General features: G+C 61.2%; 10 protein-coding genes and 1 pseudogene. 10 read left to right on the top strand and 1 reads right to left on the bottom strand.

Translation table 11 applies throughout. The annotated features are described in order from the left end of the window. Positions 1-50: 50 nt before the first annotated feature. The 10 genes and pseudogenes from AC0L2U_RS16605 to AC0L2U_RS16560 all read left to right on the top strand — a co-directional run bounded on the left by AC0L2U_RS16605 (position 51) and on the right by AC0L2U_RS16560 (position 12,152). Complete coding sequence (locus AC0L2U_RS16605) at positions 51-1,844, top strand: helix-turn-helix domain-containing protein (RefSeq protein ID WP_473602232.1); 1,794 nt, start codon at positions 51-53, stop codon at positions 1,842-1,844. A gap of 176 nt (positions 1,845-2,020) precedes the next feature. Further along, positions 2,021-2,998 carry a flavin reductase family protein gene (locus tag AC0L2U_RS16600; protein WP_127322470.1) on the top strand — a complete coding sequence of 326 codons (978 nt, stop codon included), beginning with the start codon at positions 2,021-2,023 and terminating at the stop codon, positions 2,996-2,998. Positions 2,999-3,020: 22 nt separating this feature from the next. Continuing rightward, positions 3,021-4,532 carry an aldehyde dehydrogenase gene (locus AC0L2U_RS16595; protein WP_473602231.1) on the top strand — a complete coding sequence of 504 codons (1,512 nt, stop codon included), beginning with the start codon at positions 3,021-3,023 and terminating at the stop codon, positions 4,530-4,532. 27 nt (positions 4,533-4,559) lie between these two features. After that, positions 4,560-5,636: an LLM class flavin-dependent oxidoreductase gene (locus AC0L2U_RS16590; protein WP_127332290.1), complete on the top strand. Its 1,077-nt coding sequence runs from the start codon at positions 4,560-4,562 to the stop codon at positions 5,634-5,636. A 2-nt stretch (positions 5,637-5,638) separates the two neighbouring features. After that, entirely contained in the window at positions 5,639-6,466 is an 828-nt protein-coding gene (locus tag AC0L2U_RS16585) for an alpha/beta fold hydrolase (RefSeq protein ID WP_473602309.1), read from the top strand. Positions 6,467-6,731: 265 nt separating this feature from the next. After that, positions 6,732-7,570, top strand: a pseudogene (locus AC0L2U_RS16580) (transporter substrate-binding domain-containing protein). 56 nt (positions 7,571-7,626) lie between these two features. Beyond that, the gene (locus tag AC0L2U_RS16575) at positions 7,627-8,601 is read left to right on the top strand and encodes an amino acid ABC transporter permease (protein WP_127332355.1); all 975 of its coding nucleotides are present in this window, start codon (positions 7,627-7,629) and stop codon (positions 8,599-8,601) included. Further along, positions 8,598-9,341: an amino acid ABC transporter ATP-binding protein gene (locus AC0L2U_RS16570; RefSeq protein WP_127807823.1), complete on the top strand. Its 744-nt coding sequence runs from the start codon at positions 8,598-8,600 to the stop codon at positions 9,339-9,341. Before AC0L2U_RS16575 ends, AC0L2U_RS16570 begins: the two co-directional genes overlap by 4 nt. A gap of 286 nt (positions 9,342-9,627) precedes the next feature. Beyond that, complete coding sequence (locus AC0L2U_RS16565; protein ID WP_127329067.1) at positions 9,628-11,115, top strand: ATPase domain-containing protein; 1,488 nt, start codon at positions 9,628-9,630, stop codon at positions 11,113-11,115. After that, positions 11,115-12,152, top strand: coding sequence for a sensor histidine kinase (locus AC0L2U_RS16560; protein ID WP_473602229.1), 1,038 nt, complete (start codon positions 11,115-11,117; stop codon positions 12,150-12,152). The genes AC0L2U_RS16565 and AC0L2U_RS16560 overlap by 1 nt, the downstream gene beginning before the upstream one ends. Positions 12,153-12,238: 86 nt before the next feature. On the opposite strand, the gene AC0L2U_RS16555 is transcribed toward AC0L2U_RS16560, so the two are convergent. Next, a complete protein-coding gene (locus AC0L2U_RS16555; RefSeq protein WP_473602228.1) occupies positions 12,239-13,630 on the bottom strand; it encodes a phospholipase D-like domain-containing protein in 1,392 nt (463 codons plus the stop codon). Between the last annotated feature and the right edge of the window lie 465 nt (positions 13,631-14,095).

The raw sequence follows: 14,095 nt of genomic DNA, 5'->3' as shown, positions 1-14,095 counted from the left end.
ATATCCGCGACGGCTTAAATTCGCCCTTCGCGAGCGGCGGAAGATCAGGCGTGGACCACGAGTCGCAAATTCTCTCCTTGCGGGATGCCGCCAGCCTCATCAATTCGGGCGGCGATCTCCAGTCCGTGCTGCGCCATCTCGTGCTGGCGGCCTGTCGTCATGCCCAATGGACTCTAGGCTCGATCATGGGCATCGACGCCCCCCACGGCCACGCCTATGTCATCGTGCGCCACGACCCGACGCTCATTCACCGCACGTTGCCGGACCGTTGGGAGCTGGCCACCAGTCCCTCGATCGTCGCGCTCAACCGCAACGAGCCGGTCTACATCAGGGACGCGCGCGTATCGGAGGAGTTCCCGGGCTACCGCCGAGAAGCCTTCGAGCGCGACTACCGCAGTGTTCTGGTCATGCCGATGAACTGCGTCGACGAAGACGGCCGGCCGATGGTGCTGACCGTCGTTTCGCGCGAGATCACCGAAGTGACGGCGCAGGATATCGCCTTCATCGGCATGATCGTGCATCTGGGTGAGATCGCGGTCGAGAAGCAGCATCGGCTGCGCCAGGAGAAGCAGGCCGGCGAGCGTCTGCAGCGCGCCCTCTCGGCGCACACCTCGCTTCTGCAGCAAGCCTTGTCGGACGGATCGGTGGCCTCGCTCGCCGAAAAAGTCAGCGAGCTGCTACCCAATCCTGTGGTGGTGATCGATTTCCATGCCAATCTGGTTGTCGCCGGCCGTTCCCCGAGCGAGGCGCATTTCGACACCGCCTCCTGGCAGCAGGCGGTGAGCGGAACGCTCAGCCGGCAAATCTTCAAGATAGCTCGCGGCGCGTCCGACGGGCGTCACACCGAGACGCTGTTCGTCGATGACGGCAAGCGACAACTCAAGCTTTCGGTGCGCATCGAGCCGCTTAGCATCGACGCCGAAGCGGTTGGCGCACTGATGATTTTCCCGACGCCTCACGAGTCTGGTCAACTCGATCAGATGCTGCTCGACAGCACCAAATTCGCCCTCAGTGTGCAGATGATGCGCAGCTTCGTGCGCTTCCGTTTCGAGACGCGCTCGCTGACCGAGCTTTTCCTGGAGGTGGCGGAGCGCCGCTGGCGCGACGAGGCCGATATCGTCAATCGCGCCCGCCGGCTGGGGCTCGACTTGACCGTTGCACAGAAGATGATCGTCGTCGACCTCGCCGAACAGGACGGTGCCATCGGCCTTGCCGATCCGCATCATGAGGTCATGCGTCTGCTGCAGCAGGCCGGCATTGCCGGCACGGCAATCGCGGTGGAGGATGGGCTTGTCTGTCTTGTCCCGGCCGATACCGGGCAGGATGGCGCGCGCTTCGCGAAATTGCCGCACAAGATTGCGGCCGGGCTTGGCCGCTATTTCGAAGGTGAGCCGGTGGTTGTGCTTTCCGAGGCCTGTGCCGCGCTGGTCGATTATCCCATCGCCTGGGAGCGGTGCCGCCGCATGATCCGGATCGGCCGTTCCTTCGGACGCACCGGCGTTTTTGCCGGCCAGGATTTCGGTCCGTTGCCGATATTGGTCGCCGCTGCCGACGCTCCGGACGTGCGCGGCTTCGTCGACGAAAGTGTCGGCGCCCTGATCGCGCATGACCGCGAGCACGGCACGCCCTATCTGGAGACGTTATTTGCCTATCTGCGCGAGGGCTGCCGCAGCCAGGCCTGCGCCGACGCCATCGGCCTGCATGTCACCACCTTACGCTATCGCCTGTCGCGCATGGAGGACCTGTTCGGCATCCGTCTCGACACGCCCGAACAGCGCTTCGCGGTTGAACTCGCGATCCGTCTCAGCGGCATCATCGACAGCCGCACGCCGACAGCCCGTTAGACTCTGTTGACCTCGCCACCACTGTTTCGACGCGGCAGCCGCCGCAAGTGCAGGCGCGCTGCGCCTGCACTTGCTCGGGATGGCAGCAGCACGCCCCGACATCTTTCCTATAGACCGGAGGAAGAAGCCCGGCCTTCTCTTGCCTAGCTTTCATCCGACACTATGGGAGGAAAGCAATGGCGGACGCGGTGGTACACAGGACGATCGACCCGATCGCCTTGCGTCGTGCCTTCGGCACCTTCGTCACCGGCGTGACCGTCATCACCACGCGCGACTGCGACGGCAATCCGCGCGGCATGACCGCGAACTCCTTTACCTCGGTCTCGCTTGACCCGCCGTTGCTCCTGGTCTGCGTCGCCAAGGCGGCGGCGAGCTTTCCCGCATTCAACGAAACACGGTCCTTCGCGGTCAATTTCCTCCATGAAGGCCAGGTCGATGTTTCTTCGGTGTTCGCATCCAAAGCGGCGGACAAATTCCAGTCGGTCAACTATGACCGCGCCCACACCGGCGCGCCGATCCTCACCGACAGCCTGACATGGTTCGACTGCACCGTTCACAACCGCATCGAGGCCGGCGACCACATCATCCTAATCGGCCAGGTCCAGGCTTTCGGAACCAGCCCATCGGCGCCGCTCGGGTTTTGCCGCGGCCGTTACGCCAGCGTAAAGGATCCGCTGCCTGCCGGCTGGCTGGCCTCGCAGGACATGATCATCGGCTATCTTGTCGAAGCCGGCGACCGCATCCTCTTGCGCACCGATGGCAAGGGAAGTTGGGTGCTGCCGACGGCGCGGCGCCGCAAGGCCGACAGTCAGCTCGTCCTCGATGGCGGCGAGGCGCTGACCCTCGTCCCTGAAAACACCTTCCTCTATTCGGTCTTCGACGTCGCCGACAGCGACCCGGGCTATCTCATCTACCGCGCCGAACTGAGCCGTGAGAGCGCTGAAGCAGCACTTCCGGATGGCCACGCCTTCTTTTCCGTCGACGCGCTGCCCTATGAGCGGGTCGCCACGCATGAACTGCGCGCCATGCTGCGCCGCTATGCCCGCGAGCGCCAGGACAAACGCTTCGGCATCTATATCGACACCGGCGATGGCGGCCGTGTCGCCATGATCGACGGCCAGTCGCAATCGTGGACGCAAGCCGCATCCGAATGATGCTTCACCCAGGACAGACAGCATGAAAACGACGGTCAAATCGCTCGAAGGCTCACGCCAGAACCTGTTCATCAACGGCGCGTTCGTGGCGCCGAAAGGTGGCCAATACATCGACAGTTTCGATCCGACCACCGGCAAGCCCTGGTACCAATTCGCAGAGGCCAATGCCGAGGATGTCGGCGCGGCCGTGGAGGCGGCGCGCCTAGCTTTTGCCAATCCAGTCTGGCGACGCATGACCCAGACCGACCGCGGCACGCTGGTGCGCCGTTTGGGGGAACTGGTGCTGGAGCACGCCGACGAGTTGGCGCTGATCGAGACCCGTGACAACGGCAAGCTGCTCAAGGAAATGCGGGCGCAGATGCGCGCCATGCCCGACAGCTACACCTATTTCGCAGGGATGGCCGACAAGCTGCTCGGCGACACCATTCCGGTCAACAAGCTCGACATGCTCAATTTCAACCTGCGCGAGCCGATCGGCGTCGTCGGCATGATCACGCCATGGAACTCGCCGCTGATGCTGCTCACCGGCACGCTGGCGCCATGCCTGGCGCTCGGCAACACGGTGGTCGTCAAGCCGTCCGAGCATGCCAGTGCCTCCACGCTCGCGCTGGCCGAGCTGATCATGGAGGCCGGCTTCCCGGCCGGCGTCGTCAATGTCGTGACCGGCACCGGCGCCGTGGCGGGGGACGCGCTGACCCGGCACCCTGGCATCGCGAAATTCGTCTTCACCGGTTCGACGGCGACGGGCCGGCGGATTGCCGCCAATGCGGCTGAGAACCTCATCCCCTGTTCGATGGAACTCGGCGGCAAGTCGCCACATGTCGTCTTCGACGACGTCGACATCGACCATGCCGTCAACGGCGTCGTGTCCGGTGTGTTCGCGGCGGCTGGGCAGACCTGCGTCGCCGGTTCGCGCTGTTTCGTCGAGGCCAGCGTCTACGATCGGTTCGTCGAGGCGCTGGTCGAACGCACGCGGCGCGTGCGGGTCGGGCTGCCGATGCTGGAGGAAACCGACGTCGGACCGCTGGCGCTGTCGGTGCAACTCGCCAAGGTGGAAGGCTACGTCGCCTCGGGCGTGCGCCAGGGCGCGCGGATTGCGGCCGGCGGCAAGCGGCCGCAGGCGGATGAGCTTGCAGGCGGCTGGTACTTCGAGCCGACCGTGATGACCGATGCCGACAACGGCATGGACTTCATGCAGGAGGAGCTGTTCGGTCCTGTCGTCGGCGTCATCCCGTTCTCGTCGGAAGACCAGATGATCCGTCTCGCCAACGACACCCGCTATGGCCTCGCCTCCGGCATCTGGACCCGGGACATCAACCGCGCGCTGCGTTTCGCCAGGAATGTCGAAGCCGGCACCGTCTGGATCAACACCTACCGCGCCTCGTCCTTCATGTCCGCCAATGGCGGCTTCAAGGAGAGCGGCTACGGGCGGCGCGGCGGCTTCGACGCCATGGAGGAGTTCTCGCGCCTGAAGAACGTCGTCATCGACTACTCGGGCGCCATGCAGGACCCCTTCATTATCCGCCTTCGCTGACCAACCCGACGCACTGGGGAGACCGACATGAAATTCGCCGTTTCGCTGACCATGGAACGCTTCTCGCCCGACATGCCAATGTCGAAGGTGAAGAGCAATCTCCTCGAGTTGGCGCGCCTGGCCGACGAGGGTGGCTTCGAGACGCTGTGGACGGCGGAGCATCACACGATCGAATGCACGATCTCGCCCAACCCCCTGATGACGCTGACCTGGCTTGCCCAGCATACCGAGCAGATCCGCCTCGGCACCTCGACGCTGGTCGCGCCCTACTGGAGCCCGATCCGGTTGGCAGGGGAGGCGGCACTTTGTGATCACCTGACCGGCGGGCGGCTGGAGTTCGGCATCGCGCGCGGTTCGTACCAATATGAGTTCGACCGCATGGCCGGCGGCATGCCGCAGCAGGAAGGCGTTGCCTATCTGAAGGAGCTGGTGCCGGCGGTGAAGAAGCTGTGGGCACAGGATTATGCCCATGACGGCGATTACTGGAAGTTCCCGCTCGCCGCCGGCGTGCCGAAGCCGCTGCAGACGCCGCATCCGCCGATCTGGGTGGCCGCGCGGGACCCGGGAACCTTCGACTGGGCGGTCGGCATCGGCGCTTCGATCCTGTCGACGCCCTTGTCGGCGCCGGCGGCCGAGATCGCCGTGCTCGGCGAGAAATTCCGCAAGGCCGTCGCCGATCATCCGGAGGTGCCGCGCCCGCGCCTGATGATGCAGCGGCGCACCTGCGTCTACGAACGAGCGCAGGACTGGGAGATCGCGGTCGGGCATGCCATTGACTATGGCCGCGCGTTCGAGAACCTGTTCCAGAACATCGGCACCGTGCAAAACGGCTTTCCCGAAGCTATCCCCTACGAGAGCGTCAAGGGCAAAGACAATTACAATCCCGAGAACATCCGTCGCAACCTGATGTTCGGCACGCCCGACGAGGTGATCGAGAAGCTGCTCGACTATGAAGCCGCGGGCGTTGACCAGTATTGCCTCGGCCTGACGTTCAACCTGCCGTTCGAGCTGCAGAAGAAGACGATCAAGCTGTGGGTCGACGAGGTGATGCCGGTCTTCGCCGCGCGCGAGCGCGACAGGGCGCGCCAGGCGGCGAGGGCGTGACCATGGCGCGCTCCGGCCAGCTCGATGTCGAGGGCGTGCTGCTCAACTGGCGCCTTGAGGGTGAGGGTGGGTTGCCGCTGGTCTGCATCCATGGAGTCGGCTCCTATCTCGAAGCCTGGAGTGGCGTGGCGGGCCAAATGAAAGATCGCTTCTCGGTTCTCACCTTCGACCTGCGCGGCCATGGCCGCTCCAGCCGGATCAAGGGCCGTTACGAGATCGATGATTTCGTCAAGGAAACGCTGGCGCTGGCCGACCATGTCGGGTTTGCCACCTTCCATCTGGCCGGGTTTTCACTAGGTGGCCTGATCGCACAGCGCCTGTCGCTGACGCATGCCGAGCGCCTGAAAAAACTGGTGTTGCTGTCGACGGTCGCCGGCCGCACGCCCGAGGAACGGCACGCGGTGCGTGGCCGGCTGGCGGCGCTGATGGCGAGCGATGCCTCAGTGCATCATGCAGCCTCGCTGTCGCGCTGGCTGACGGAGGATTTTCAGGACAGCAACCCGGAGGTCATCGCCGAGTTGCGCCGGCGTGACGCTGAAAACGACCGCGACTGCTATGCGGCCGCCTATCGCGTTCTGGCCGAGACCGATTTCGGCGGCATTCTCGACCGCATCACCTGCCCGACGCTGATCGTGACCGGGGAGGACGATCAGGGCTCCAGCCCGCGGATGGCACGGCTGATGCACGAACAGGTGCAAGGGTCGCAACTCGCCATCCTGCCCGGACTTCGTCATTCGATCCTGATCGAGGCGCCGGCTCGGGTTGCCACCCTGATGGGCGATTTCCTGATGGACGCTGACCGCGGGAAAGGGGGCGGCGCCGATGAATAGCAGCCTTCGCGATGCGAAAGCGAACGCCGGACACCACTGGCTGCACGACACCTCGCAGGGAGCGGGCCGAGACCTTCCCTGTGATCGGGGGAATGGCGACGGCTAACATCCTCCGCGACATCGGAAGACCGGACCGGCCACGACGTCGCTAAATCGGCGGGCCTTTGGGAGAGGACGCCGACCAGGTCGGCACGAAATTGGGACGTCACGACCGGCTGAACGGAAGTGACTGCAAGGAACTGAACAACAACAGGGGAATACGGATATGACATTCTGGAACAGACCACAGCTGACGTTGGCCGCGATGGCGCTTGCGCTTGGCGCATATCCTGCTCACGCAGGCGCGGTGCTCGACCGCGTTTTGGCGGCCGGCACGCTCAAGGTGGCGACCGATGCCAACTGGGCGCCGCAGTCCTTCGTGAATTCCAGCAACGAGCTGGACGGCTTCGATGTCGACGTCGCCTCGCCAAGGCCATCGGCAAGCACCTCGGCGTCAAGGTCGAGTTCATCACGCCCGGCTGGGACATCATCACCGCCGGCCATTGGGCGGGGCGCTGGGACATGCATGCCGGCTCGATGACGCCGACCAAGAAACGCGCCGAGATCTTCGATTTTCCGGCGGTCTACTATTACACGCCGGCGGCCGTTGCCGTGCACAAGGACAGCAAGGCCAAGACGCTGGCAGATCTCGACGGCAAGGTGGTCGGCGCCACCAGCACCTCCACTTTCGAGGCCTATGCCAAGAAGGATCTGACGCTCGACGCCGCCGGCGCGCCGCCATTCGAGTACAAGCTCAACCCGGAGGAGGTCCGCTCCTACGGGAATTCGACGACCGCCTTTGACGACCTCCGCCTCGGCGACGGCGTGCGCCTGGACGCGGTGGTCTCTTCGCTACCGTCGATCCTCGACGCCGAGAAGGCCGGCTACCCGATCAAGCAACTAGGCGATCCGGTGTTTTACGAGCCGCTGGCGATTGCCATCGAACGCGGCGATCCCGAACTCTCCGCCAAGATCGGCGACGCCGTGAAAGCGATGAAGGAGGATGGCACGCTGAGCAAGCTCTCCGAAAAGTGGTACGGGCAGGATTATTCGAAGACCAACTAGCCCCTTTCAAAGGCGGCCTGCCCCCCGGCAGGCCGCCGAACAGCCGGTGCTCAAAGATGCTCTATCCCGATACCGTCGAAGCCGAAATCCTCGTCCACAAACCCTGGTTCGTGGCTACGATGTTCGGCGTCGTTCTGCTTCTCTTCATGGCTTTCAACATGTCGAGCACCAGCTTTGCCGAACTGATGCGCCCCGTGATCGGCGAACCGTCGGTGAGTGGCTTCTACGGCCGCTTTGCCATTGCTTTCGCCATAGCGGTGATCTTCACCTTGAACGTCGTGCTGATCGGCTTCGCGCCGCTCAAGTTCCAGATCGGCATCGTCTGGCTCGAACTGCTGCTCCTGTTCATCGCCTTCTTCGAAACGTTCCATCTCAGCCTGCCCTTTATCAGGGAGAAGCTGCCGTTCCTGATTAGCCAGGGCGTTGTCACCACACTCTACGTCTCGGCCATTTCGATCGTTATCGCTTCCGTCATCGCCGTCGCCGGTGCGGTGGCCAAGCTTTCCAGCAATGGCTTCGCCTACGCCATCGCCAGCTTCTACACCTCCTTCTTCCGCGGCCTGCCGCTACTCATGCAGGTCTATCTGATCTATCTCGGGCTGCCGCAGCTCGGCTTTGTCATTGATGCGGTTCCGGCCGGCATCCTGGCGCTATCGCTCTGCTACGGCGCCTACATGACCGAGATCTTCCGCTCCGGCATACAGAGCATCGATCGCGGCCAGTGGGAGGCGTCGCGCTCCATGGGCTTCGGCTTCACGCTGACCATGCGTCGCATCATTCTGCCGCAGGCATTGCCGGTCATCATTCCGCCAACGGGCAACCAGTTCATCTCGATGCTGAAGGATTCCTCGCTGGTCTCGGTCATCGGCGTGTGGGAGCTGATGTTCCTGGCGCGCACCCTCGGACAGAAGACCTTCCAGCACATGGAGATGCTGATCTCGGCAGCCATGATCTACTGGATGCTGTCGATCTGCCTCGAACTGGTCCAATCGCGGATCGAACGGCATTACCACAGGAGCAAGGTGCGATGAGCGCTCCGGCCATCATTGAAGCCAAGTCCGTTTCCAAATGGTACGGCAAATTCCAGGCGCTGAAGAACATCAACCTGATCGTCCACAAGGGCGAGCGGATCGTGATCTGCGGGCCCTCGGGTTCCGGCAAATCAACGCTCATCCGCTGCTTCAATCGCCTGGAGGCGCATCAAGAGGGCGACATCGTCGTCAACGGCGTTGCCTTACATGGCAAGATGACCAACGTTGCCGCCGTGCGCTCCAACGTCGGCATGGTCTTCCAGCACTTCAACCTGTTTCCGCACATGACGGTGCTGATGAACTGCATGGCCGGCCCAATGTGGGTGAAGGGCGTATCGGAAAAGCAGGCGCGCAAGACCGCACTGAAGTTCCTTGAGCGGGTCCGCATTCCCGAGCAGGCGAACAAGTTCCCCATCCAGCTGTCCGGCGGACAGCAGCAGCGCGTGGCGATTGCCCGCAGCCTGTGCATGGAACCGGCTGTCATGCTGTTCGATGAGCCGACCTCCGCCCTCGATCCGGAAATGGTCTCCGAGGTGCTAGAGACGATGACGGGATTGGCTCGGGACGGCATGACCATGGTGTGTGTGACGCATGAGATGGGTTTTGCGCGTGCGGTTGCCGACCGGGTGATCTTCATGGACGCTGGGCAGATCGTCGAGGAGGGCACGCCCGACGGGTTTTTCGGCCACCCGCGCCATGATCGAACCAAGTTGTTCCTCAGCCAGATACTGAAGCATTAAACTTCCAGAAAAAAGCTGCGTGGATGCGCTGGACGAACGGCCCGTGCCTTTCCTCAACCAGCAGCGCGCGGGTGCCGCCGATCCTTGCGGATCGTGTCTGCCAGCGCGACGCTGACGTCGGACGCTTTGCTAGCCTCAATGCCAATCACCAAGCTGCTCAACAATATCGATGCGGTAGGCGCCGGATTTTGCGTACCCACAGTGTTGCCGATGCCTTGCAAGTCAGCCGGGGAACCATTGAAAATCCTGGCCGTTACGGTGGTCCTGGTCCGCGCGAGAGGGCACTTTGGAAACAGATGATGCATCACCGATCACTTCTGGCGTCGAGGGTCTCGATTACATCCTGAGAGGTGGTTATGCCAAATATCGGTCACACCTGATCGAGGGCAGGCCTGGATCCGGCAAGACGACGCTCGGGCTGCAGTTTCTGATCAACGGCGCGCAGAACGGAGACAGGTGCCTTTACATCACACTTTCCGAGAGCAAGCGTGAACTTCTGTCGGTCGCCAATCGTCATGGGATGTCACTAGACGGCGTAGACATTCTGGAACTGGTACCCCCGGAGCTCAGCCTCGATCCGTCTCAACGCCAGACACTGGTGCACTCCTCCGACCTTGAACTGGGTGAAACGGTCCAATCCGCACTGGATGAAATAGGCCGTCTTAAGCCGGATCGTGTCGTTTTCGACTCCCTGTCGGAGATACGCCTCCTATCCCAGGGCTCCTTGCGCTACCGGCGGCAGGTGCTGGCGTTGAAGAGCTTCTTCCTTCTTAACGACGCAACGGTTCTGCTCCTTGACGACCTGACCGCCGAATTTGACGATTTGAACCTGCATTCTATCAGCCATGGGGTCATTCGCATGGAGCAGCTGTCACCCGTGTATGGGGGGGAACGCCGCCGCTTGCGGGTCATCAAGATGAGAGGTGTGGAAATTCGTGGCGGATACCATGACTTTGTCATCCGGCCAGGTGGGGTATCGGTCTTCCCCCGGCTCGTGGCCGGCGAACACGACGAAGGGAAGCAGGGCCCGCCAGCCCTAAGTGGCACTTCCCTCGACAATCTATTGGGCGGCGGGCTGTCACGAGGCACCAGCACCTTGTTGATCGGGCCATCAGGTGTAGGCAAGTCTACGATTGCTTCAACATTCTGCCACGCAGCGCTTTTGCGCGGCGAGACGGTGCTGGTGCTTCTTTTCGATGAAACGAAGCGTATCTTCCTGGCGCGCGCAGCCGGGCTTGGATTGGACCTGGAACCGTTCATCAAGAGTGACATGCTTCTCCTGGAGAAAGTCGAGCCTGCTGAACTGTCACCCGGAGAGCTGTCGTCTCGGATCCAAGCCGCCGTGGACCATTCGAATGCGCGGCTTGTGGTGATCGACAGCCTAACCGGCTACTTGAATGCGATGTCCGAGGAACAGCATCTGGTGTTGCAAATGCACGAGATCCTTACCTACCTCAATCAAAAAGGCGTCGTCACAATCCTTCTGCTCGCCAACCACGGATTGCTCGGGCAAATGGTGGCGCCCGTGGACATGACATACCTCTGCGATTCGGTCATGTTGTTGCGCTTCTTTGAGAATGATGGGAGGTTGAGGCGCGCGATCTCAGTAGTGAAAAAGCGCGTCGGCGCCCACGAAGACACCATTCGCGAATTCAAGATCAGCCCCGCCGGCCTCGCCGTGGGGGAACCTCTTGAACAGTTCCGAGGCATCCTGACGGGGGTGCCCTCCTATCAGGGCAAGCAGGGCGATCTTCTCAAAGATAAATCATCGTGATGGCAACGGATCCCGGAGTGCTCATCCTCTCACCGACCGGCCGTGATGCAAAAATCGCGGCATCAATCCTCGCGTCGAAGGGCATTGTAACGCATATCTGCAGCACTCTTGCTGAGACGTTGCCGCTGCTGGATATGGCACAGTGCCTAGTCGTTGCAGAAGAAGCATTGCTCACTTCGGATCGCAATCCATTCGCCGCCTGGCTTGAAAGCCAGCCGGCCTGGTCTGATTTTCCGATCGTTCTTCTCACGATGCGTGGCGCTGAGTTCGACGAGCGGCTGAGATTTCTCGACCGCTATCTCATCGTTCTGGAGCGGCCGTTTCTGGCATCAAGTCTAGCCAACTCCGTGCGTTCCGCGCTGCGCGCCCGCACGCGGCAGCTCGAAGTCAAATCCTTGCTCGAGCACAAAGAGGAAGTGGCGCATCGTCAGAAGCTGTTGATCCGGGAGCTTCATCACCGCGTCAAGAATACTCTCGCTAATGTGAGAGCGATGATGGGGGCAACAGCCCGCTCAAGCAGCAATGTGGATGATTTCGTGCGCAATTTCTCGGCCAGGCTGGTATCTCTGGCTGACACCCATTCGATGCTGACAGATGATTATTGGCAGACCGCATTTCTGCACAAATTGCTGGAAACCGAGCTTCGGCATTACGACACGACGGACAGGTCACGCATTCTCTTGGAAGGGCCTGATGTCGCGCTTGTCGCGGATCTCGCAATACCCGTGGGCATGGCTTTCCATGAGCTGGCGTCGAATTCGTCGAAATTCGGAGCGTTGTCCTGGCCTCGGGGACGGCTTGAGGTACGCTGGTCGGTGGCGCAATTCAAAAATGCTCAAGTGGTTCATCTTGACTGGCGTGAACGCGATGGCCCTGAGGTGCACCCGCCCCAGCGAAGTGGTTTTGGCACAACCTTGCTAGAGAGGGTTGTCGCCGTGCAGTGCGACGCAAAGGTTGAGCTGCAATACCACCCCAAGGGGTTAAGATTTGCAATGGACTTGCCCCTTCGGGACACCAGGCTTGTCCCTGCCTACTAGTCTGCGCGGGCCGTTTCGGGGGCGCCCTATTGGCGGCAAAAGGCCTATCTGGCGAGCAATCGCGGGGACTTTGCATCTCCACACTATTAGAGCTGGGAGCGTAGCCCGCTGGCAAAGTAGTCGGTGACCTTTTCGCTCACCGGACGTGCTTGCCACTCTTCCAGCCTGACTTGCCTTGATCGTTTCAGGTCCTCGTTGAAGATGTCTATTTGCGTTCGCGCGAATTCCATGCCGTAGACGTTCAGACTGGCCTCATCGTTGAGGCGCAAGGAACGCTCATCCAGATTGGCCGAGCCAACGCTCACCCAGACATCGTCGACGATCAAAAGCTTGGGGTGGTACATTGTGGGTTGAAACTCAAAAATGCGCACACCGGCTTTGAGCAATTCGCCCCAGAAATAACGTGAACCCTTTCGCACTATGGGCACATCCGTCAGCCAATTGGGAACGATGACATCGACCGAGACGCCTCGCTTCCTTGCATCAAGAATCTGCTGCAGGGCTATGTCGTCGGGCACGAAGTAGGCCATGCCGATGCGCAGATGATCCTTGGCCGCGGCTATTGCTGCCAACATCATCAACTCCATGTTCTCCGAGCCGTTTGGCTGCGAAGAAAGTATCAACTGGGCATCGAGCCCACCAGCGGGCGCAACTGCAGGGTAGAACTTTCCGCCCTGCAATGTCTCGCCGGTCGTCTCGAGCCAGTTTTCCGCGAACGCCGCTTGGAATGCGGACACGGCGGGTCCTTCGATCCGGTAGTGCGTGTCGCGCCATTCATTTGAGTTGCGTGCGTTCCCGCGCCAATTATCGGCAATGCCGGCGCCGCCAGTGAATGCTATCCGGCCATCGACGATCAGCAGCTTGCGATGAGTTCGGTTGTTTACACGGTCCAACGTATACCAGCGTAAAGGCCGATAGCGTTCGAACCTCACACCGGCAGTGGTCATGATGTGGATCAAGTCCTCGTCGAAGGGAAGGCTGCCAACCCAGTCGACGTTCACACGGACTTCGACGCCTTCGCTGGCTTTCGCCGCCAATGCGATCGCGAACTCGTAGCCGATGGCTCCTGACCAATAAATATATGTCTCCATGTCGACGCTGGATCGAGCCGCCCCGATTGCTTGCAGCATTGAGGGAAATATTTCGTCTCCGTTGATGAGAGTTTGGACCGCGTTGGAATCGAACATCTGCCCTTGCGAATAGCTGCTCATCGTCTCGGAAAATTGGGGATCCGTAGCGTCGAACCGATGGGGGACGATTGATCGTAGAACGCGCGGCTCTGGAGTAAGATTTATGATCAACACCGTGAGCAGGCTGGCCATGGTGGCGATGGCCAGATAGATGAGCACCTTTCGCCAAAGCTCAATGCCGGAGGTCTTCTTGCGGGCGCCTGACGCGACGGAACCGAAAGGCTGCACGTCAATCGCCCCGCTGCTGGCGATGGCGATGCTTTTCGATCTCCTCGGGCTCTTCATCATCGATCCGCGTGATTGCGGCTCCGTGCCAATCCAAGCTCTGTCGCTCGAAGATCATCCAAAGAATTGCGTAAGCCAACAAGATCAGGAACGCAGCGGGACGAGAGGTCAATGTGCCAATTGAGTTAAGCACGCTTGTGACCGTATGATTTGCCATTCCAAAGAACTCGCGGCAGTGCCCCTGGTTCCCATGAGGCATCATACCGCCCCGCCGTGCCTACAGTGGCTTATGGGTAGGCCACTTGAGTACATCGCCTCTGGCCAGTCGTTACTTTCGATCGAGCACCTTTCGGACCTTCTCGGCCAACTTGTCGATCGTGTAGGGTTTCGTCAAAAGCTCCGTTCCAAAATCGAGCGTGCCATTGTGACAGCGATACATTGTCCTGCCCATTCGTTCGAGCATCAAAAATCCCGGAGCATTCTGGCAGCCTGGAAAATGCGAAAATGAATTCGTGGTCCAATGCCGTC

The organism is Mesorhizobium sp. WSM4808, from assembly GCF_055811675.1.
The sequence above is the reverse complement of the archived record's forward strand: the minus strand, read 5'-3'. Positions and strand labels throughout refer to the sequence as shown.

Coding starts and splice junctions, on each gene's coding strand:
- AC0L2U_RS16600 (WP_127322470.1), top strand. CDS start 2,021: ATGGCGGACGCGGTGGTACACAGGACGATCGACCCGATCGCCTTGCGT.
- AC0L2U_RS16595 (WP_473602231.1), top strand. CDS start 3,021: ATGAAAACGACGGTCAAATCGCTCGAAGGCTCACGCCAGAACCTGTTC.
- AC0L2U_RS16590 (WP_127332290.1), top strand. CDS start 4,560: ATGAAATTCGCCGTTTCGCTGACCATGGAACGCTTCTCGCCCGACATG.
- AC0L2U_RS16585 (WP_473602309.1), top strand. CDS start 5,639: ATGGCGCGCTCCGGCCAGCTCGATGTCGAGGGCGTGCTGCTCAACTGG.
- AC0L2U_RS16575 (WP_127332355.1), top strand. CDS start 7,627: ATGCTCTATCCCGATACCGTCGAAGCCGAAATCCTCGTCCACAAACCC.
- AC0L2U_RS16570 (WP_127807823.1), top strand. CDS start 8,598: ATGAGCGCTCCGGCCATCATTGAAGCCAAGTCCGTTTCCAAATGGTAC.
- AC0L2U_RS16560 (WP_473602229.1), top strand. CDS start 11,115: ATGGCAACGGATCCCGGAGTGCTCATCCTCTCACCGACCGGCCGTGAT.
- AC0L2U_RS16555 (WP_473602228.1), bottom strand. CDS start 13,630: ATGATGAAGAGCCCGAGGAGATCGAAAAGCATCGCCATCGCCAGCAGC.